At 61.8% G+C, this 20,596-nt stretch carries 14 protein-coding genes; 7 read left to right on the top strand and 7 right to left on the bottom strand.

The genetic code is table 11. The features are described 5' to 3' along the window. Both ACQI5H_RS23025 and ACQI5H_RS23020 read left to right on the top strand, forming a co-directional pair. Positions 1-1,783, top strand: a 1,783-nt coding sequence (locus ACQI5H_RS23025) for a LuxR C-terminal-related transcriptional regulator (RefSeq protein WP_427081602.1), incomplete at its 5' end; no start/stop codon positions are given. 1,164 nt (positions 1,784-2,947) lie between these two features. Next, positions 2,948-5,569, top strand: coding sequence for a helix-turn-helix transcriptional regulator (locus ACQI5H_RS23020; protein WP_427081601.1), 2,622 nt, complete (start codon positions 2,948-2,950; stop codon positions 5,567-5,569). A gap of 124 nt (positions 5,570-5,693) precedes the next feature. On the opposite strand, the gene ACQI5H_RS23015 is transcribed toward ACQI5H_RS23020, so the two are convergent. Next, positions 5,694-7,169, bottom strand: a complete 1,476-nt coding sequence (locus tag ACQI5H_RS23015; RefSeq protein ID WP_427081600.1) for a WS/DGAT/MGAT family O-acyltransferase — start codon at positions 7,167-7,169, stop codon at positions 5,694-5,696. 366 nt (positions 7,170-7,535) lie between these two features. On the opposite strand from ACQI5H_RS23015, the gene ACQI5H_RS23010 reads away from it, so the two are divergent. Both ACQI5H_RS23010 and ACQI5H_RS23005 read left to right on the top strand, forming a co-directional pair. After that, positions 7,536-8,042 carry a MerR family transcriptional regulator gene (locus tag ACQI5H_RS23010; RefSeq protein WP_427081599.1) on the top strand — a complete coding sequence of 169 codons (507 nt, stop codon included), beginning with the start codon at positions 7,536-7,538 and terminating at the stop codon, positions 8,040-8,042. Positions 8,043-8,092: 50 nt separating this feature from the next. Further along, complete coding sequence (locus tag ACQI5H_RS23005; RefSeq protein ID WP_427081598.1) at positions 8,093-8,341, top strand: VOC family protein; 249 nt, start codon at positions 8,093-8,095, stop codon at positions 8,339-8,341. 81 nt (positions 8,342-8,422) lie between these two features. Here ACQI5H_RS23005 and ACQI5H_RS23000 read toward each other — a convergent pair whose 3' ends face one another. The 3 genes from ACQI5H_RS23000 to ACQI5H_RS22990 are packed head-to-tail and all read right to left on the bottom strand — an operon-like array spanning position 8,423 to position 11,935. Continuing rightward, a complete protein-coding gene (locus tag ACQI5H_RS23000; RefSeq protein WP_427081597.1) occupies positions 8,423-9,277 on the bottom strand; it encodes a glutaminyl-peptide cyclotransferase in 855 nt (284 codons plus the stop codon). A 16-nt stretch (positions 9,278-9,293) separates the two neighbouring features. Further along, a complete protein-coding gene (locus ACQI5H_RS22995; protein ID WP_427081596.1) occupies positions 9,294-10,685 on the bottom strand; it encodes a TfuA-like protein in 1,392 nt (463 codons plus the stop codon). Continuing rightward, positions 10,682-11,935, bottom strand: coding sequence for a YcaO-like family protein (locus ACQI5H_RS22990; protein WP_427081595.1), 1,254 nt, complete (start codon positions 11,933-11,935; stop codon positions 10,682-10,684). Before ACQI5H_RS22990 ends, ACQI5H_RS22995 begins: the two co-directional genes overlap by 4 nt. An 828-nt stretch (positions 11,936-12,763) precedes the next feature. Between ACQI5H_RS22990 and ACQI5H_RS22985 the strand changes: the two genes are divergently transcribed. Both ACQI5H_RS22985 and ACQI5H_RS22980 read left to right on the top strand, forming a co-directional pair. Continuing rightward, on the top strand, positions 12,764-13,825 hold the full coding sequence (locus tag ACQI5H_RS22985; protein ID WP_427081594.1) for a type III polyketide synthase: 1,062 nt from the start codon (positions 12,764-12,766) through the stop codon (positions 13,823-13,825). Between the two features lie 278 nt (positions 13,826-14,103). Next, positions 14,104-14,955 carry a bifunctional 5,10-methylenetetrahydrofolate dehydrogenase/5,10-methenyltetrahydrofolate cyclohydrolase gene (locus ACQI5H_RS22980; protein ID WP_427081593.1) on the top strand — a complete coding sequence of 284 codons (852 nt, stop codon included), beginning with the start codon at positions 14,104-14,106 and terminating at the stop codon, positions 14,953-14,955. A gap of 170 nt (positions 14,956-15,125) precedes the next feature. Here the strand turns inward: ACQI5H_RS22980 and ACQI5H_RS22975 are convergent, their stop codons facing one another. The 3 genes from ACQI5H_RS22975 to ACQI5H_RS22965 form a co-directional block, all read right to left on the bottom strand. Then, the gene (locus ACQI5H_RS22975; protein WP_427081592.1) at positions 15,126-16,418 is read right to left on the bottom strand and encodes a phthiocerol/phthiodiolone dimycocerosyl transferase family protein; all 1,293 of its coding nucleotides are present in this window, start codon (positions 16,416-16,418) and stop codon (positions 15,126-15,128) included. A gap of 71 nt (positions 16,419-16,489) precedes the next feature. Next, positions 16,490-17,866, bottom strand: a complete 1,377-nt coding sequence (locus tag ACQI5H_RS22970; RefSeq protein WP_427081591.1) for a cytochrome P450 — start codon at positions 17,864-17,866, stop codon at positions 16,490-16,492. 10 nt (positions 17,867-17,876) lie between these two features. Continuing rightward, the gene (locus ACQI5H_RS22965; RefSeq protein ID WP_427081590.1) at positions 17,877-18,929 is read right to left on the bottom strand and encodes a terpene synthase family protein; all 1,053 of its coding nucleotides are present in this window, start codon (positions 18,927-18,929) and stop codon (positions 17,877-17,879) included. A gap of 732 nt (positions 18,930-19,661) precedes the next feature. On the opposite strand from ACQI5H_RS22965, the gene ACQI5H_RS22960 reads away from it, so the two are divergent. Then, the gene (locus tag ACQI5H_RS22960) at positions 19,662-20,555 is read left to right on the top strand and encodes an alpha/beta fold hydrolase (RefSeq protein WP_427081589.1); all 894 of its coding nucleotides are present in this window, start codon (positions 19,662-19,664) and stop codon (positions 20,553-20,555) included. Positions 20,556-20,596: the final 41 nt, after the last annotated feature.

Below are 20,596 nucleotides of genomic sequence, written 5' to 3'. Positions count from 1 at the left end.
CCGGTTGTCGGCGTTTGCCCCCGGCTATGACGTCAACCCCGAGGACCTCGGCACCACGACAGTCGATGTGGGCGCGGAGTTGGAGGCCATCAAGATGGTCTGCGCCGACGATGTGCCGATCCAAGGTTGCGACGGCGCGCAGAAAACTGGTGGTGCAGATCAGCTCGCGGTTCGTCTGAGCCGCACGGAAATTCGTGAACTGCTCGACCGCTTGGTCGAACAATCGCTGGTATCGGTCCATATGACACCCAACAAGGTGCGCTATTTTCTGCTGGAAAGCCTTCGTCTGTTCGCTGAGGATCGACTGGCCAAGCGGTCCACCGCAGACGTTAATGAGCCGGCGCGGCTGGCGCGGCGGCACCGCCACTACTACCGCGACAAGGTCCTGCGCGCGCAACTCGAATGGTTTAGTCCGGCCGAACATGGGTTGCTGATTTGGGCAATGGGCGCGTGGTCAAACATTCGCCGCGCGATCGACACCAGCATGCCAGCCAGGGATCCAATCGTGGGGTTGCAGATTGCCACCGGCATGCTATCGCTTCGGGCTCCATTTCTGCTCGGTTCGTTGCAGGAGATCCGCAGCCGTATCGAGCAGACGTTGGCGGCCGTCCAAGCCTCGCAACACCAGGTGAGCGAGCTCGAACGTGTCACGCCGGCGCTCATTACTTGCTTGCTCCTCAATCACGGGCATTTGCAGGAGGCCGAGGAGTTTTTGGAGCGCAGTGTCGATGCATATGCCCCAGACGCGGCGCCCGAAGGGCACTGGCGTGACCACCCAGAAATCGATATCGGGTTGCCCGCTGTGGTCGATTACGCGTGGGGTTTCGAGCTGATGTTTGCCCGCCGCGATCCGCGCTCAATCGCTGTACTTGCTCGCGCCCGCGAGAAGTTTCATGGCACCGCGAATCGCGGCGGCAAGGCGCTGAGTGAGATGTTCGAGGCCATGGCCGCCGCATTCCTCGGGCCGGCCGAGCAGGCAATCAGCATCTGTCAGCGGCACCTGGAGCGCACCACCGCGGCCGGTGCCGAGATGGCACAGTCGTGGGCCCAGGTGCTATTGGCGATCGCGCTGACCAAATACGGCGACGCAGAACAGGCGCTGCAGCTGGGTCGTGCCGCGCTGGCCTACCAGGTAGCTCTCGGAGATAAATGGGCCCCCACCTGGGTGATTCACGTTCGCATGTGGTCATTGGCGCGATTGATCACCGACCAGATCGCGGCCGGAAACGCCCCTCGTAGCAACCTGGTCAAGCTGGCCAGCGAGATCGCCTACCTTTCCGGAGGCGTCACGACACACCGCGCGCGGCTGGGTGTGCTGATCGAAAACATGGGTCCGATCTGTGACGAGACGAGCAGGGCCGAACAGGTCGCGCGGGATGTACTGGGCCAAGAAACCTACGCCGACGTCGCGAAACGCGGCTCGCGATTATTTGTTGATCGCTCTGAGTTGCAGCAAATCGCGTTGGGCACATGGTCGATCGGCACCTCGACGCGCGACCGTCTCGCCGCAAACGGCGCATCGAACTGGGAGACCTTGTCGGAGGCAGAACAAGAGGTCGCCATCCTGGCCGCGGCCGGCTGGCCCAACAGTGCCATCGGAGTGCGCCGAGGAACCTCGACCAAGACCATCGACGCCCAAATATCGTCAATATTTCAGAAACTGGCGATCGACTCACGCAAGGAGATCGGTCGTTTCGTCCCCCAGGAGATCCGGAATCGGGTTTCGGCGGAACGCTCCCACATTCCACGCCAAAGCCGAAGCAGACCACGATCCAGTTCGTAACTTAGGCCCCAATGTGCACGCCGGAGCCAGCTGGTAGCGAGTGGTCGGTGGCAGACCAGCTGGCGCTGCACGGATTGGGGAGCCATTTGCGCCCTTGCGCTACGGTCGCCGCCGAACCATCTGGTGCGCAATAGGTATGACACTTACCGCTTACCGATGTAGCGGTGCCCGGCCTGAACCACAATAACTTTCGGATGGCTCGGTGAGTGAGCTGCGAGAGCATCGGCGCAATCCGGGATGTCGCCAGTTTGGTGCTGGCATTTGAGATCTCGGTCGCCGTTAAATCCGTGTTCAAGGAGGTGTCAAGATAATCGTCGACGTGCCAAGTCGCGAGGTGATGATTTGCGGGCCGCCGTCGGCCATGCACGACTGCGGCTGGCAAGCAGCGCACCGGACGGTGGTGTTCCTGTACGGATTTCACCTAAAGCGCACGTCCTAGACGCACTAAAGCGCCTATCTATCAAGGCGATACGGGCCTTCGGGCGGCTAGTTTCTACCACCGTGGCAAGACGTGGCTCCGCCGCACATGTCGACTGTGCGTTCCCGGGGAGGATGGCATGCGAGCGAACCCTACGGATAGCTGCACCCCAACGCGTGAGCCAGGTCGTCCGCAACCGGCGGTAATGCCAAGGGCGGCAGGCGGTTACAAGATCCAGACCAAGATTTCAGTCGAGGAGAGATGATGGCGCATCCGCCGCTTTTATGTGTAACGACGAAGTTGCCAGGCACATTCGTCCGTAGGCGTAACCATGTGGATACTGATAACGAGTGACGGTCGGCGCATGGCCGACATACGGTCGGAAATGGATGCCCGCCGCATAGTCCACAAGCTGGGGATTACGCAGTGGCGCGCTCCCTACTCCTGGGACGTTCTAGACGGCCAAGGTCGTCGGTTCGTCGCTGAGATCCGCTACCGATCTGGAGGCAGAGGATAACGATTGCCGGCGCCCAATGCGCTGATTGGCGATCCCGGCGCTGTTGCGGGCCGACAAAGCGCAGAGGTGCCGGCGGGCAGCTGGGCATGGCGGCGCTGAGCGGTGCAAGCTCGTATCCCGCCCTGTGAGCGATGACGGATCACTGCCCCGGCTATCGGAAAGTGTGGTCGTTGTTGCACCCGCTTGGTTAGCCGTTGGTCGTGTATCAGTGGGCCACTATCGTGTTGGTATGCGTTCCGGGGGTCCGGGGAATCTAACGGCTTTGCCGCCTGGTGGCGCGGGGTTTGTCGGTCGTGAGCGGGAGCTGGATCGCATTGGCGCCTTGTTGATGGGGTCGGCCCGGTTGGTGACGTTGATCGGGCCGGGCGGTATCGGCAAGACCAGACTGGCCGAAGAAGCCCTGCGTCGGGTGCACCGGGCGCGGCACACACCTGTCTTCGCGGTGCGCCTGGCGCGCTTGCCCAAAGGCGCCGATGCCGCAGCGGTGCGGGAGGCGGTGACGGCCGCTGTGCTGGTAGACGGATTCGTCGGCGCCTCGGCGTGGGACGGTGCGGTGCACCAACTCTCGCCGCTGGATGCGGCCGGCCGGGTCATCGACACGGTGTTGCTTGTAGATAACTGCGAGCATGTGCTCGCCGGTGCCGGACAGGTAATCGCCGATTTGCTCGATGCGGTGCCGGGGTTGACGATCTTAGCGACCAGCCGCGAGCCGGTCGGCTGGGTCGATGAGCAGCTCGATGCCGTCCCCCCGTTGTCAGCCACCCAGTCGCTGGAGTTGTTCCAACATCGCGCCGGGCTGGCTGAACGTCCGATCAGCGAGCCCGGCCAGGTCAAGTTGGCTGAGCAAGTGTGCATGCACATGCACGGGAATCCGTTATGTATCCGGCTTGCGGCCGCGCGGGTCTTTTACGAGCCGTTGCCGTTAATCCTTAAGCAGCTCAGCGGTGAATCCGACGACATGCGGATGCGGTGGCGCCGTGGGCCGCGGGTGGGGTCGGAGGGCCGGCACCGCAGCATCACCGATGTGATCGCGTGGTCCTATGAGCTGTGCACCGACAAGCAGCGATTACTGTTTGACCGGTTGTCGGCCTTTGCCCCCGGATACGACGTCAGCGCGGAGGGCAACACTACGGTCGATGTGGGCGCGGAGTTGGAGGCCATCGAGGTCGTCTGCGCCGACGATGTGCCGATCCAGGATTGCAACGGCGCGCAGAGCACTGCGGGTGCAGACCGGGTCGCGGTTTGTCTGAGCCGCACGGAAATTCATGAACTGCTCGACCGCTTGGTGGAGCAATCGCTGGTATCGGTCCATATGACAACCGACAAGGTGCGCTATTTTCTGCTGGAAAGCCTTCGTTTGTTCGCTGAGGATCGGCTGGCCAAGCGGTCCAGTGCAGACGTTAATGAGCTGGCTCGGCTGGCGCGGCGGCACCGCTACTACTACCGCGACAAGGTCCTGCGCGCGCAAGCCGAATGGTTTAGTCCGGCTGACCAGGAGTTGCTGACCTGGGCAATGGGGGCGTGGTCGAACATCCGGCGGGCCATCGATACCAGCCTGGCGGCGGGAGAGCCAGTCGTGGGGTTGCAGATTGCCCTTGGCATGCTATCGCTTCGAGCTCCATTCCTGCTCGGTTCGTTGCCGGAGATTCGCAGCTACATCGAGCGGACGCTTGCGACTGCCCAAGCGTCAGGACCCCAGCCAGCAGAGGTCCAGCTTGTCGCAACGGCAGTGATCACGTGGTTACTCACACAACAGGGCTTTTCTCAAGACGCTGAGGATCTCTTGGAACGCTGTGTTACTCAGTGCGATGAAGCTGCGGGCCGCGAAGGGCGCTGGCGTGACCGGCCAGACACCTACACCGGGTTCCCAGCGGTGGTCGACTATGCCTGGGGAGCCGAGTTGATATGGGCCCGCGACCCGCGAGCGATCACGGTGTTTGCTCGTGCCCGAGAGAAATTTCGCAGCGTGGCAGATCATGGCGGCGAGACGATGAGTGAGATGTTCGAGGCCATGGCCGCCGGGTTGTTCGGGCCGGCTGAGCAGGCGATCAGCGTCTGTCAGCGGCACCTGGAGCGCACCACCGCGGCCGGTGCCAGGATGGCACAGTCGTGGGCGCAGCTGCTATTGGCGATCGCGCTGACCAAGCACGGAGATGCGGAACAGGCGTTGGGGTTGGGGCGCGCTGCGCTCGCCTGCCAGGTGCCTCTTGGGGACCAATGGAGCCCCACGTGGGTGATTCACGTTCGCATGTGGTCATTGGCGCGATTGATCACCGACCAGATTGCGGCCGGAAACGCCCCTCGTAGCAACCTGGTCAAGCTGGCCAGCGAGATCGCTTATCTTGCCGGAGGTGTGAAGGCACAGCGCGCGCGGCTGGGTGTGCTGATCGAGAACATGGGTCCGATCTGTGACGAGACGAGCAGGGCCGAACAGGTCGCGCGGGATGTACTGGGCCAAGAAACCTACGCCGACGTCGCGAAACGCGGCTCGCGATTATTTGTTGATCGCTCTGAGTTGCAGCAAATCGCGTTGGGCACATGGTCGATCGGCACCTCGACGCGCGACCGTTTCGCCGCAAACGGCGCATCGAACTGGGAGACCTTGTCGGAGGCAGAACAAGAGGTCGCCATCCTGGCCGCGGCCGGCTGGCCCAACAGTGCCATCGGAGTGCGCCGAGGAACCTCGACCAAGACCATCGACGCCCAAATATCGTCAATATTTCAGAAACTGGCGATCGACTCACGCAAGGAGATCGGTCGTTTCGTCCCCCAGGAGATCCGGAATCGGGTTTCGGCGGAACGCTCCCACATTCCACGCCAAAGCCGAAGCAAACCACGACCCTTTTCATAACTGAGGCCCCGGTGTCCGCGCCGGAGCCAGCTGATACGCATCCCCGATCAGGACTATCTTCGCGCGTGCGGTCGTGTAAGACCGAATAGATCACTCAAGTCCTGTCCCTGGCAGCGTTTGCTCGTTAGATTTGGTTTGGTCGCCGGGGAGGCCGGACACGGCGTGACCCCAGACCGCGACGTCGATCACGGCAGTCCGCGTCGGGAATGCGATGAAAGGCTTCCAGCACATCGAGTTCGCGGTCGAGGGAATCGGCGAGAGTATCGATCCGCGGAACGGCGCAACGGCATCCGGTCAGGCCGAAGGCGATCTGATCGTCAATGCTGGTGCACGTGATATTGAGCGCCTGGCCATCAAACAGGACCGACAACGGATGAATCGTTTCGACGCGGGCGCCGTTCCAGTAGACCGGGCCCTGTGGGCCGACAATGTTGGAAATCACCACGTTCGTTGGGCGCAACCGCCCTGGCGTACGGCCAAGCGTCATAGCAAATGCGAGCGGGACTGCGCCAAGCGCACTCATGGTCAGCACTTGCAGCTGGCTGCGGTCGGCCAGCGCGGCCTTGCCGTCGCGCATGCTCGCCTGTACCGCCGCCAGCCGCTCCGCCGGGTCGGCCAGGTGTGTGGCCAGTGAGCACGTCAACGCCCCGATCTTGTTGCCCGGAACCTGATCTGGCGCGCCGGCGGGTTCGTCACCACGCAGAGAAACGGGCACGGTTGCCATCAGCGGCGCGCCCGGCAGCGCCTCGCGGTCGAGAAGATAACGGCGCACCGCCCCTGCGCACATGGCGAGCACAATGTCGTTGAGAGTGGCGTTGGTGCGCTTGGCGACTAACCGCAGCCGATCGATTGGGAAAGTGCGACCGGCGAACGATCTGGCGGAACCGATCGGGACATTGAGCGGGGTGTGCGGTGCGGCCAGGGTCAGCGGACCGCCGCGTCGCCGCACCGCTCGCCAAGCCGCGTCGGCCAGTGCAGGCACAACACCCGCGAGATCTCCAACGGCGCTGAGTACGGTGCGCACGACCGCTAGCGGATCGACCGCGCTCGCAGACGCCGCGACGTTGCCTCCGGGCGCCTGCCCGGTCACTTCCCACAGAGCGGGCATCGCGCGCTGGTCGGGGTCGGAGCTGGTGGTCCGCTGCAATAGCCGCATCGCCGAGACACCATCGGCTAGCGCGCTGTGGGTCTTGATGTAGAGGGCGTACCGCCGTCCGGGGAGCCCCTCGATCAGATACATCCGCCACAGCGGGCGGGAGCGGTCCAGCATCCCTGTATGCAGCTCCGAGACGAATTCCCATAGCCCAGCCTCGCTGGCCTGCCTTGGCAACGCGCCAATCTGCAGGTGGTAGTCAAGGTCGACCTCGAGCTCGGTATGCCAATACCACTGTCCAAAGGAGCTAAGCGAGCGACGAGGGCGCCGCCGCCACAGCGGCGGAACGTGATCCCGTGCCAGCGCAGCCGCGAACATGTCGCGCAGATCGCGTGCGCCAGCGCCCTCCGGTGGGCTCAGTACCGCAAGCGCGCCCACGTGCATCGGTCGCCTCGGCGTCTCGGCCCAAAGGAAAAATGCATCCATGGGCGACATCGGAAAAACCATAGGCGCACAGCCTTTCGATAGACCGAAGCGTCCCTGGCCGTTCCCCCCAGGAGAACATGTCGGTATTGATTGCCCCACTTCCGGACGGCCAACCCGCCGAGAATTAGGCAGGCGCCTTATTAACCATAGTGCTTAATCGCTCGGCGCCACAACAACTCAAGGACTATCTCTTGTGCATAGTGATATCGCAATGTTTCGATATTAAACTGCTTACCGTCGGTGTTAAGCACCTGCACCAAGAGTCAACGGCCGCTATGCCATCTCGAATTGGCCCCTACGGCAAAGTCCTCTTACCGACTAGAGATTTTTAGAGGGCTGGAAACCGACCTTGCTCCTGACGCGGCGTGAGGTCGTAGCGTTATCGAGATGTCTGATGTGGAGCAGCCGACGAACCAGCCGCGGGTGTGGAAGGTGGGTGCGCTGGCTGAGTTGACCGGGCTGACGGTGAGGGCGCTGCATCACTACGACCGCATCGGCTTACTAAAGGCGTCTCACCGTACGCCGACCGGTCATCGGCTCTACACCGGCGAGGATGTGGCGCGCCTCTACCGGATCTGCTTACTCCGGCGTCTGGGGTTCTCGCTTCCTCGCATCGAAGAGGTGCTCGATGATCCGCAGTGGCAGTTACGCGATGCGGTGACGTGTCATCTCGATGACACACGCCGGCGTGTTGCGCTCGCAACCAGCCTGCAGTCGCGGCTGTCGAAAATGGCGTCGTCACTTGCGCGTTTTAGCGATCCGTCCACTGAAGAGTTGTTCGCCACTATCGAGGAGATGACGATGCTTGATTCGAACGTACGCAGCACGACAGCGTCGCTGGTGTATGACGACATCGCAGCCGCCCACGATATCTCGTACGAGTATTCGGGCTGAGCCCCGGGCCGCTGCATCAGGATGGTCAGGGCCGGTATGTCCATGGTGAGGTGTTCGCCGGGGACCATGTGATATGGCTGCACCCCTCGGCCGATGACTACAAGTCCCCCGAAAGTGTCGGCGCTGCAACGGGAATGACGGTCATCAACGTCGACGACGCCGATGTTCACTATCAGCGGTGCACTGCTGCGGGCGCTCAGGTAATCGAAGAGCCTGTTGATCAAGGCTATGGCGTGCGGGAGTGGGGTGCGCGTGATTTGGAAGGTCAGCTGTGGTTCTTTCACGCGCCGCTGACCTGATTGCGCCCACGTACGGATTTGACTTCCGTGCCTGCACAGTGCCAACTGCCAGCCGGTTATCCATTTTGGAGCTAGCTCAGGTTACGGAGCTGGGTCGAATCGTACGCGGAACATGAACGGCCACCACTTGGCCGCCAATAGGAATATCTGGCCGTCCACGTGGGCGATGCCATTGAGCACCTGGCCTTGTGTCCGAGGGCCGGGTAGAAGGCCGCTAGCGTCGACGACCGCGGTGACCAGGCCGGTGGCCAGGTCAATGCGCACGATCTGGTCCGTCGGAAAGATGTTGGCCCATACTTGCCCGTCGACGCAGGCCAACCCGTTGAGCCCGTTCAGTTGCTCTCCCGTCCGGGTGATCACGGTGACTGAACCTGTTTCAACGAAGTCGGCGGCGTTACGGAAGCGCAACCGGCAGGTACCATCGCTTTGGACCAGCCGGCGCCCGTCCGAACACAAGCCCCAACCTTCGCCACTCATCGGCACTTCGCGGATGACAGTCAATGTATCCTTGTCCCATTCGATCGCAATGCCGTTGCGATATGTCAATTGCCAGATCCGGTCGCCGACGATTGCAATGCCCTCGCCGAAGTAGTCGGGCGGAAGCGAAACCGAACGGCGCAGCGCGCCTGTCGCTGGGTCGAGCTCACGCAGCTGCGAGTGCCCCCACAGTCCAGTGCTCTCATAAAGGTTCGCCCCGCCGATTTCAATGCCCTCGGTGAAAGCTGATGGGTCATGCGGAATCTGGGCCAAGACGGTGGGAAGTAGCTGAGTATCGGCCGCTGTCACGCCCGGATCGGCGTAAGCACCGACCCGACGCTGGGGACGTCGGGCGATTCGATCTGCATGGCCGACACATCCCGAGACACCGTGCGCTGCAACAAAACTGCCGCGATCCAGCCCGCAGCTACGCCCGCACTGCTCCACACCTTCTGTCACACGATCACTTCCTCATCTACCGACCGGATTGAGGCGTGGGTGCGGCCTGGGTCCGGAGGTGATATTCGAGCATGACCTCGCTGATGAACTCTCGCGCCGATTGGTAGCCAAGCGCCTCAGCATGCGAGTCGAGGGATCCCTCGATCGTCTCGAACCGATCTTGGTACCAGTCGAGCAGCTCACCCAGCGTCACTCCGAGGTCTTCCAAGGCCAGGCTGTGCACGGCTCGTTCCTGGAGGAGGCGATGCTTGGTCGATACACGCTCGAACGTGGCCGCGAACTCGCCTCGCTGCTTGAGTTCAAGTGCGAGCAGCCCGGCGAGGTTACCAGTGCGCTGCGCGAGCAGTGTGTCGAGCGCGACTTCTGTCCGCGCAAGCACTTCGATTTCGCTGCCGGTGAGTTGTTGCTCGCGATAGAACTTCAATGCCTGATCAGCGGTGCGCAGGCCGCGTCGCCGCCGAAAACGATCGACGGCGAGCTGCAACTGCTCAGGTGTGAGCGGCGGCATGTTCTCTCGCGCATGAGCCAGCAGGAGGTGCAGCAGCGCAGCGCCGCGGTGAAACTCCCGGGCGTCTGGTTGCACGCGGATATCACGCACCAGCGCCGGATAGTCGACACGTGTGTCTCCGTTGCCTCGATCACAAGCCAAAGGTGCTGCAGTGTGGATCTCGCCTAAGAGCTTGCGCCAATAGATTGTCGGCTCGAAGTCGAATGTGACCGCCGCTGACTCCGCCATGCCGTTGGCGTCCGACTCGCGCCACGCCCCGACCGAGCTCAGTGCTTCGAGGGCGTCGTCGCGTTTGGCATCTGGTGCCTCGGCAGCAACGAACGCCTTCAAGCCGCCAATCTCCTGCTCGCTCATGCCGAGGTTGCGTGCTATCGCGAACGCAGCCTGCCAAGAACGCTCAGGGTAGAAGGCTGCGCGCAGCTTCTCGACGATTCCCGCGGCTTGGTCTGGCGCCAGAAGCTTGCGCTCGCATGCTTGCTCGAGCCCCAGCCGGATGTTGGCCAGCGCGACCGAAGCCGACCGAAACCCGCTCTCGGCCGGACCGTGGATCACGGCTACCTCATCGTCTGACTCCCAGGCACCGCTCTGGAATCGTCGGAAGATCTCGCCGATTCCTTCCATCCCGTACGTCCACAACTCGGCGGCACGCAGCGCTCCCATGCTCGCTGCACCGACCACGCGCACGCCGCTGGATAGCGCGAACAGGATTTCCTTGTGCACGACGGCGGGGACAGTGTTGAACAGCCCGTCGATCAGCACGATGGCGGCTGGCTGGCGATCGAGCACCGCCCGGGCGATGTCGCCTCGTTGCGCCGGTCCCACAAACTCAGCGCCCGGCAACACCCGTTGCGCCTCGGCCAGGGGCAGGGTCGGTCCGATGAACACGACAACGCCGCTCACGTCGGGCTCCCTGCGGCCGCTATTGCGCGCTCACCTGGAGCGTAGTGATCATCCTCCGGATTGGTTTCTAGACCTGCGACGACCACCTTGACGACCGGTATGCCGATATCGGGCCGCGTCAGATCGACGACTGCAACACTGTCGAGACCAATCTGGGCAAGCGCCGCGCCAAGCCAGGCGACGTCGTCCTTGAACGTCTCCGTGCTGAGATCGACTCGGGTGAACGCCCGGTCCGCGGGTCGCTGGAAAAGCTCTGCAGTTGCACGCACGTCGTCGAGATTGGCCTGGGTGTCGTAGTGGAACATGTCATCACGAGACCCCGAGATGCTCGTCAATCTGGACTGCACCGCTTCGGTCACGGCGCGCAACAGTGCGACAACAGCGTCGAGGTGGCAGCCCATACCGGCGGACACGCCTAGATGCGCCCACCGGGGCGTATTTGGATGATCCACGAGCTGACAGTAGAAAGCCGGTACGCCCGTATCCGCGGTGAGCTCCCACACGGCAAGCAAAACTCCGGCGTCCGATAGCTGCGAGAGCAACCCCTGCACCGCGCCGTCGTGCACAGTCGTCAAGTCGACCCGTGTGCCCGCTTGATCGCTGCCGCCGCGCGCGAGCCACAACGCATACGAATCTCGCTCGATCAGCTCGCACAGACCATGGACGATCGCCTCCAACCGATGGTTTCCCGACGCGAGCCCGTTGGTACTCGCAATGAAAGTCTCGCCGGCTCGATTCGGCTCGACAAAGTTCGTTGAGACGCATTCGAACGGTATCCAGATGGGCTCACCCGTTATCAGTTCAGCGGCCTCGGCCCACAACAGCGGGTAGCTTGGCTGAAACACAGCACCCCTGCGCACGGGTAAGCGCATCGGATCAACGGTCCGCGCGCGCCTGCGCAACGCCGCATACGAGTCGTACGCCAACGCGACATCGACGCGCTCGCAATGCCAGCCCTCGACGGCCTCCATGAGAGCCGATGCCACTGCGGCGTCACGTGTTACGCCCTTGCCCTGCGCTACGGAGATGGCGCGTGAATTAGGACGGACCGCCATGAAAACCGGCAACCCAATGCGATCGAGGCCGGTGACGTCGGCTATCCGGGTAATCCCGAGTTCAGCCATCCGTGGCCTGACTGCGGCCACCGTCTCGACTGGCGAGCATGTCCGATGAGTCCCGAGCCGGTGCCTTTTGGGAGCCGACCCGGCCCGGGACTCATCAGGGTCCCCGCCGTGATTGTTACCTCTCACCCGCGGTCTTTACTGCCCGAGGCGTTCAACCGTCTCAGGGAAATTCGATCACTTGGATAACTGCGCAGAAGCCCGACATTTGCTGGCTTTGCGGCGAGACAAGCGACCTCGCACTAGCTGCGGTGAAGTCCTGTCGTTCTAGCTCATGCACTGCATCCAACGCAACGCCCATGGTCTTGTCCCTTCTGTAATAACTCGCTACGATACGGGTTGTATCGTAGCGGAATGATACGCCCTGTATCATGTTACCGTCAAAGGTTTTCCCTCCGCCGCGGCGAGGTCGACATCAAAGCACTCGACCGTCGGATGTCGTCGGGTGGCGTGCGGCGTGCGCGATACATCACTGCACTGCCGACTCGACCCGCGAGTCCGAAACCATCTGGCGGCGTGAGCAACCGGACCGGTAGCGTGCGCCATGCCGACCGGCTCTGTCACGGACACCCACCACCGCGGTGAATCGCGATCCTGTCGCCCGCAACGTCACCCGACTTGAGAACCCTGGCCATCGGGCGCCCGGGTGTACACGTGGACGCTGCGCACGGTCGAACAGTTCCGCGAGGATGTGCTTGAAGTTACGCGTTGGCCGCATAGCGCGCCCAGCAAAAGCCCAAACTACTGATGCGACAGTGCCTTTCGGCGGGTGCTAGGCGCCTCGCAGTACGTGACATTCAGATGGCTGTCGCGAGCAGCTCACCGTGTTCGACACACCGCTGGCGCCTCACTTGCGTGCGCACCGCACCGCTAGCGGACTAAGCTTGTGGTTTAAGCGATCCGATTAAACCGTTCGGAGATTACCGTCGCAGGGTCGGACCAAGGGGTGGGAGACCAATGAGTGTGATTGCGGGCGTGTGTGGTGCGTTGCCACCATATCGCTATACCCAGCCAGAGCTCACCGACCTTTTCCTCAGCATCCCCGAGTTCGAGGGTTACGAAGATATCGTTCGACAGCTGCATGCAAGCGCCAAGGTCAATAGTCGCCACCTCGTGTTGCCGAAGGAAAGGTATCCAGCACTGGCCGACTTCGGTGAGGCAAACCACATTTTCATCGAAAAGGCGGTGGACCTCGGTCGCGAGGCGCTGGCGGAAGCGTTGGACGTGGCGGGCCTGCAGCCGCAAGACCTCGACCTGCTCATCACCACGACGGTCACAGGGCTGGCGGTGCCCTCGTTGGATGCGCGGATCGCCGGGCGGCTGGGCCTGCGCGATGATGTGCGGCGGGTACCGCTGTTCGGCCTGGGCTGCGTGGCCGGTGCGGCCGGGGTTGCTCTCCTGCATGACTTCCTGCGCGGCACGCCCGACGGCGTCGCGGCGCTGATCTCAGTCGAGCTCTGCTCACTCACCTTTCCGGGATACAAACCGACGCTGGCCGGTTCGGTGGGCAGCGCGTTGTTTGCCGACGGAGCTGCGGCGGTGATTGCCGTCGGCGAGCGTCGCGCCGAAAAGATCGGCGCGAGCGGCCCGGATATCCTCGATTCGCGCAGTTTTCTCTATCCCGACTCGCTAGACGCCATGGGCTACAAAGTGGGCAGGACAGGGTTTGAACTCGTGTTGTCCAAGGACGTCGCGACCGCACTGCGGCAATACATTGGCGAAGACGTGACCACGTTTCTGGCAGCGCACGGCCTCACCACCACCGACATCGGCGCCTGGGTGGTCCATCCCGGCGGTCCCAGGATCATCGAAGCGATCAACAACGCCCTCGACCTACCACCGGAGGCACTAGCACCGACGTGGCGATCGCTCGGCGAGGTGGGCAACCTATCGTCGGCGTCGGTGCTACATGTGCTGCGCGACACCCTGGCCAAACCGCCACCCACCCAAAGCGCGGGCCTCATGATCGCAATGGGTCCGGGCTTGTGTTCCGAACTCGTATTGCTGCGCTGGCACTGATTCGCATCTGACAAACTCATCCTCCCGCGTCGACCTCGCCATGGCCAAGCCGCACGATACATGGTGTATCATCACATGACCGCAGCACGCCGTCACGCAACGAGCTCGACAACCTCGACCACGTATGACCGACCCGACCCCTGACGCGGCCAATTTGAAAGTGAACAGGATCGACCACTGGCGCAGCTGGAACCACCAGGAAGCAAGACTTGGACGCACCGACCGCGTGGGTGGCTCATCGCTAGTGAGGAGCCACAATACTAGTGAGGAGCACGATCTTGCCCGCGACAATCATCGACGGCGTGCATGTCGCCAACACCATACTGACCGATACCCGGCAACAGGCGGCCGAGTTCAAAAAGAACATGGGGCGAAAGGCCTGTCTGGCAACAGTTCTGGTCGGTGATGACCCCGCCTCCCACACCTATGTGCGGATGAAGACTAACCGATGCCGCACCACGGGATTGGACTCGCGCAGCCACCACATGGCTGCAACCGCGACCACCAACGAGGTCGTCGCCCTGGTGAACGAACTCTCTGACGACGACAGCGTTGATGGCATTTTGGTGCAGCACCCCATGCCAGCGCAGATCCACGAACGCGCAGTCTTCGAGACCATCACCCCACGCAAGGACGTTGATGGAGTGACCATGGCGTCATTCGCCGCGATGGCTTTGGGGGAACCAGGATTTCACTCCTGCACCCCAGCCGGAATCATGCATCTCCTGGACGCTTACGAGGTCGCCCCCACCGGCCTGCATGCCGTCGTCATCGGCCGCAGCCCCATCTTGGGCAAGCCCATCGGAATGCTGCTGCTGCGCCGAAACGCGACCGTCACCTACTGCCACTCGCGAACCTCCGACTTACCTCGGATTGTCGCTCAAGCCGACATCGTCATCGCAGCCGTCGGTCGACCTGAACTGATCAAGGGCGCTTGGATCAAAAGCGGAGCCATAGTCATCGACGCCGGCTACAATCCCGGCAACATTGGCGACGTCGAATACGTCCCCGCAGCCGACAGAGCCAGCCTCATCACACCGGTGCCCGGCGGAGTCGGACCAACGACCATCGCCGTCCTGCTGCAGCAAACCGTCATAGCAGCGCAGCAATCGGACATCCGCCCTCATTGAACCAGGGACAGTGCGGCCGGCTCGAACTATGCCGGCCCCCAGAAGCACGAAAACCTGAAGCAACTTTGTTTGCAGTCATGGCTTATGAAACTGCGGTCCAACTTACGTGCCCTTGAAGTTCCGCAAAGGGTCCGGCCAGGCCGATGCTGGATATGACCGAGCAGCAAGCCTCAGCCGATGGAATGAAGACGAGCTTCAAGGCTAGCGACCCTCGCTCGTGCCGATTCGAGCTGCGTAGCATTCGGGACGAGGAGTTCGACGCTCAATCGCTCATCAAATGAGCTGATGACATACGAGTGAAATCCTGTCGCCTGTGTTGGCACCAACGTATGGGGTTCCTGCGGTTTGTTATAGAATACGGCGCGGAAGTCCGTGAACTCGATCCCGGTAGGTGAACGTAGCGCGGGTATTCTGCCCCAATTTGTAGTAATCACACTTTCCGGCGCTGCCGGCGACATGAGGTCTGTGAGGAACTGTCGGGGCCGCAGGGCGGTTTTGACAACCGTGCCGTCCGCGAGCTCGGTGGATAACTGGCCGGCAACAGCGCGTGCCACTACAACTAGGTCGTCCGTGGTGTCGATCGAAGCTGAAAAACCAGCGAAGCCTAGTATATTGGTCCCGGCCGTCGGTTCCACGGGAGGCGTAACCCTATTCCGCAGATCCACCGTTATGAAGTAGGGGATTTCACAGAGGCGAACCCTTCGAACATCTGATTCAGTAAGGATGATCGCCGCCGAAACCACAGAATTCATCGTGACTTTGCAACGGTGACTCAACTCAAGGAGAGCAGCCGTTTCCGCCACGCTGAGCCGGCAGCGAACGAATGTGCTCACGAAGCCAGGCAACTGTAGGTTGGTCGCGGTCCCGAATCGCCGAACCGCGGCGCACGGCGGCAACTCTGCATAGCTAAAATCAGCGATTCGACGGTCGGCGAACAATTTCTCTACCGATTCCGGATAATCATGGCGCACGGCCGCCGGAACGCTCCCACTCGTGATGTCGGTGTATAAGGACCACAGATCGGCGAGCAGTGCCAGCCCATGATGACCATCGGCGATGCTGTGATGGATCAACAATGTCACAACCGCCCGATCACCATCGCCACCGCGTGCCACGTGGACTGCGGTTACCTTTTTGTCCGGGTACAGATCCGCACCGGCCATCGGCTCATCGACGCCGTCATCACACACGCCGACGCCGGATTCAGTATCTGAATACGCAACGATCAGATGGCCGCCGTCCATCGCCACGAGACGAGTAGCTAACACAGGGTATGTGCGCCGCAGAACCGCGAATGCATCCGACAATGCAGATAGCTCTAGCCTCCCCCGGATGTGCACCGAGTAGCCAACATATGCTCCCATCGAAACGAACATTTCCTCGCTCGGGGCCAGCCAGCGAACCGGGGTTTGCATCCCTGCGCCACCATCGTCGACCGCTACTGAAGTGTGGTTTCCGGTCACCGAACCCTCTCGGTCAGTTTGGTTTCGGAGATGTCGAATTCGTAAGGCCTGCCGGCGATTCGGCTACCCAGTCATCTCGTGATGCTGGGCTGCCGCGATGAGGTTGGGATGCGTGCGGCCGTACGCATGCGCAGTCCCCGTGGACGTATCACAACCCCCATCCGGGTGGGGCGCACCGGTGGTTTGAGCTGAGGCACCAGCTGCCAGCGCGCGGCAATGGTCGCCAAAGCCAGCACTGCTTCGGTGTAGCCGAACCGTTCGCCAATGCACTTGCGGGCGCCGCTGACGAAGGGAATGTACGCATCGCGCTGGGGCCGCGCGTCGGGAATCCATCGGTCGGGCACGAAACGATCGGGCTCGGGGTATAGGTCTGGACGGCGATGGATGAGGTAGGGGCTGCAGACAACTACGGTGCCCTTCGCAACGAGATGTTCGCCAAGTTGGGTGTCGGCGGTGGTAGCCCGAGTGAGCCACCAGCCCGGTGGCCAAAGGCGCATAGTCTCCGTGATGATCCGGCCGGTCAGTTCCAACCTGGGCAGATCGGCGTGGGTGGCCGGCCGCCCGCCCAGGACTGCGTCGACTTCCGTGCGTAATGCTTGCTCGATCCGGGGGTGGTGTGCCACCTCATGCAGTGCCCAGGCCAGCACGGTGGCTGTGGTCTCGGTTCCAGCGAGATAAAACGCGAGGACTTGGTTGGTGATCTCGGTGTCGGACAGATTCCCGTCATGTGTGTCGAGGTCGTCGTGGGCGCTCAGGAGAGCCGAGAGCAGGTCGCCGTGGTCAGTGCCGGTTGCTCGGCGGTCGGAAATGAGGTTGCCGACCGTGTGCTGTAGGCGTGCGCGGGCTCGGTGATAGCGCCGGTTGCCGGGGGTGGGTAGGCGATCCAGCGGAGCAGGTATGAGCGCCCTGGTGTAGACACCTGCGATCACGTGAGCGAAGTCGTCGATTACCTGGCGTTGCGTCGCTGGCGGCACCGTATCCGAGAACATGGTGGCGGTCGTGATTCTGCTGGTTATCGTGAACATTTCGCTGAGCACGTCGAGCATCTGCCTGTCGTGCCATGAGCCGGTGACGGTGCGTATATGGTCAGTCATGATCTGCGCGTAGCCGGGCATTCGCGCGGAGTGGAATGCGGGTTGGGCTAGGCGTCGTTGCCGTCGGTGCAGGCTATGCGGGCACGTTGACAGGCTATCGCCAAGTACTTCCCGGGCGCGGTCGTAGATGGGGCCGCCCTTGTCGAACGTCCGGTCGTCGCGAAGGACGCGATCGGTAAGTCCCGGATCACACACCACCACCACCATCGTTGCCGGACCTAATCGCACACGCACGACGTCTCCGTGGGCAGGCAGCGAGGTAAGGAACTCATACGGGTCACGAATCAACGGAACCAGATGGCCCAGCAGCGGAAGTGCCCCCGGCGCGATGGGAATGGAATTCGGCGATGTCATGTGAGGGTCCCTAGGTCTTGGGTCGAGCGGCTGGGTCAGACGAGTAGACGTTTTCAATCTTTTCTGCGCGCGGCGGTTCGACATAACCTCCCTGGGAATAGCGGAACGCGGTCTTGCCTTCCCAGTCGGCGCATCCTTTGACCAATTGAGCGAGATACCGCGCATATACTTCGGCATCGCGTTGATGCTCGCCAAAATCTGGCAGATTGGATTGCAATGTCAGAAAAGCGTTGAGATCTGCGTTGTGGATATCTAGGGCGGCCATATACGCTTCCTCCAACCCTATGATTCGGTCTTGTTGTACCGCCAGTACCAAATTCATGACTTCACCGTCTCCACGTGTCAGCTCTTTAGGCAAAGACACGAAATCGTTTTGATAGGCAACCATATTGGCAACCAGCTTCTTCAGGTGCCGGATTACAGGATGCTCTAGTATTCTGCTCGGCAGCACACAACCCTGCTCTAGAGCTATCAGCTCGATCCACGGATACATTCCTATGGAATATTCTCGAATCAATTTCAGATGCTCGACCGGAGGAATCCGATTATTCGTTTTATAACAATCCTCATCTTGGATGCCTCTTATGAACCAGTTCAGGCTGTCAACGAACCGATCGAACCACCAGGACGGTAATTCGAATGCCAACAATTCGTCTCGCATCCCGATCAGCGGGATGAGGTAGTTCGCCTCCGGACCCTCGGGTATGCGGCCGCTTCGGAGCGCGCTGACAACTTGTTCGCGCAAGTTGTCCTTTTCATCAAAGGAAAGGTATTCGAAATGATCGTCGAAGATCGTGCCCCATGCCGTGTACCTGGTTATGGGCAGGAGGTACTGATAACTGGTCAAATATGGAAACGATCGCGCGGTCGCAAATCCGAAATCATGGCGCTTATATTGGTTTCGAGCCTCTTCAGTCAGAAACCTGTAGTCATTATCCAACCATTTGTTCAGATCCTCTGTTATCCGTTCCTCGAACGGGCTGGGATGATCTGGAAACGGATAGACAGGCAAGGGCATATCTTTAAGCAGCGCGAAATAATCGGGGCACCGCACGTGACCCACTTCCGTAGCGCGACCGTTTCCCGGCCAACGCTGAGGCCATGCCCTCATCGACAGCTCATTTCCGCATTTCTGCTTCAACAGTTTCGATTACGTGCCGCGCATGGGTAAAAAGGCGAACCTTCGTCACCGGCTCTCCCTCGGCTGCACTGCGGAGGGCCAGAGGTCACCCATTTCCCGTAGCACCGCTTTCCGATGCGCCAGGACGTCACTTGCCTCGATCGGCCGCCAATCGTGGCAATACGATCAGCATCCCCTGACCGCCGCCAGGACGTCCGTAACTGGTTGACGGTCTGCGTCATTGCCCAACCTGTCACCTGTCGCGCCGTGCTCACTTACGTGCGATACACAGTGTATCCTGTATCTCATTTTGCCAGATCGGTAGTACGTTCGCCAGGGGCGACAGCGGGGATTTGGTGTCATCCTCCGTACCAGCGCCACGCGTCGGTTTCGTCGGCCCATAGCCTGCGAGTCGCAGGACGGAGGACGCAGTTGTTTGCGCCTCGTTGGCGTGATCACGGTTCCGGGTGATGATCCCGGCTTGGGGCCGTGTCAACGGTCAGTCTTTCCTCCCCGGTGGCGGCCATTTGTGTTCCCGGTGGCGGCCAGTGACACTCCCCAACCGCGGCCAGTTGATTCCCCGCTGTTAGGTGGTGTCTGGGCGGGCGGCGGCCGGTGGGCTGGTTATGTTTACGACGGAGGGAGTGTCCGGGTGTGGTGAAAGACAGTGCGGGCGTGGCCGAGGCCCCGTTGGGGGTGGGCTACGAGGTCGCAGGTGGAACGATGCTTCTGCATCGTTCCGGTGTTGGGGGTCCGCCTGTGGTGTTTTTGGCCGGTGGGGGGATGTTCGGCCTGTACTACTGGAACGTGCACAACCTTGTCGCGGAGTTCACCACCAGCGTGATCTATGACCGACTCGGCATGGGCTGGAGCGACGTTGTGGACCTTCCGCGCAGCGGCACGCAGGTCACGGATGATCTGCATGAGTTGTTGTGTGCCGCAGCGGTGCCCGGCCCGTACGTGCTGGTCGGACATTCACTCGGTGGTCTGTACGCGCGACTGTACGCAAAGCGTTTCTCAGACGAGGTTGCCGGTTTGGTTCTGCTCGACCCAACTCACGAGGACATTGTCGACTACCTGCCGGAGAAGGACGCGCAGGCGCTGAAGAACGACAATATCGACGATCTGTTCCGACCCGAGCAGATGGACGCAATGCGGGCCAGGTATCGGAGCGTGTTTGGCCGGGCGCTGGCCGACTGGCCCGCCGAGATCCGCGAACCGCTGCTGGATCGAGGGTTCAGCAGCCGCGGCTATCGGCAGTCGGTGCGCGAACCGATGAACCTACCGCTGCTGTTCGGCGAGGTCCGCGACGCTGGCCCCGATCCCGACCTGCCGCTGATTTTGTTGTCCGCCATGGGTGTCGACAGCTTTGCCCAGGAGCTGCTGCCGCCCGACGCCCGTGAATCGCGAGCCGAGTCTAACCAGGCTAAGCACCAGCTCTACACCGACGTGGCCGCGAAGTTCACCCAGGCCCAGATCCGCCGCCTCGATGATGCCGGGCACTCGGGCATCATCTGGGTGCGGCCCGACGCCGTGGTCCAGGCGATCCGGGACACATTGTCGCGCTGACCACGTCACCGAAGCCCGTGCCTCACTGGCCAACCCTTGGG

It is taken from the genome of Mycobacterium heidelbergense, from assembly GCF_050205645.1.
GTDB classification, from domain to species: Bacteria; Actinomycetota; Actinomycetes; order Mycobacteriales; family Mycobacteriaceae; genus Mycobacterium; species Mycobacterium heidelbergense_A.
Note: the sequence above shows the minus strand (reverse complement) of the source record. Positions and strands in the feature narration are given on the sequence as shown.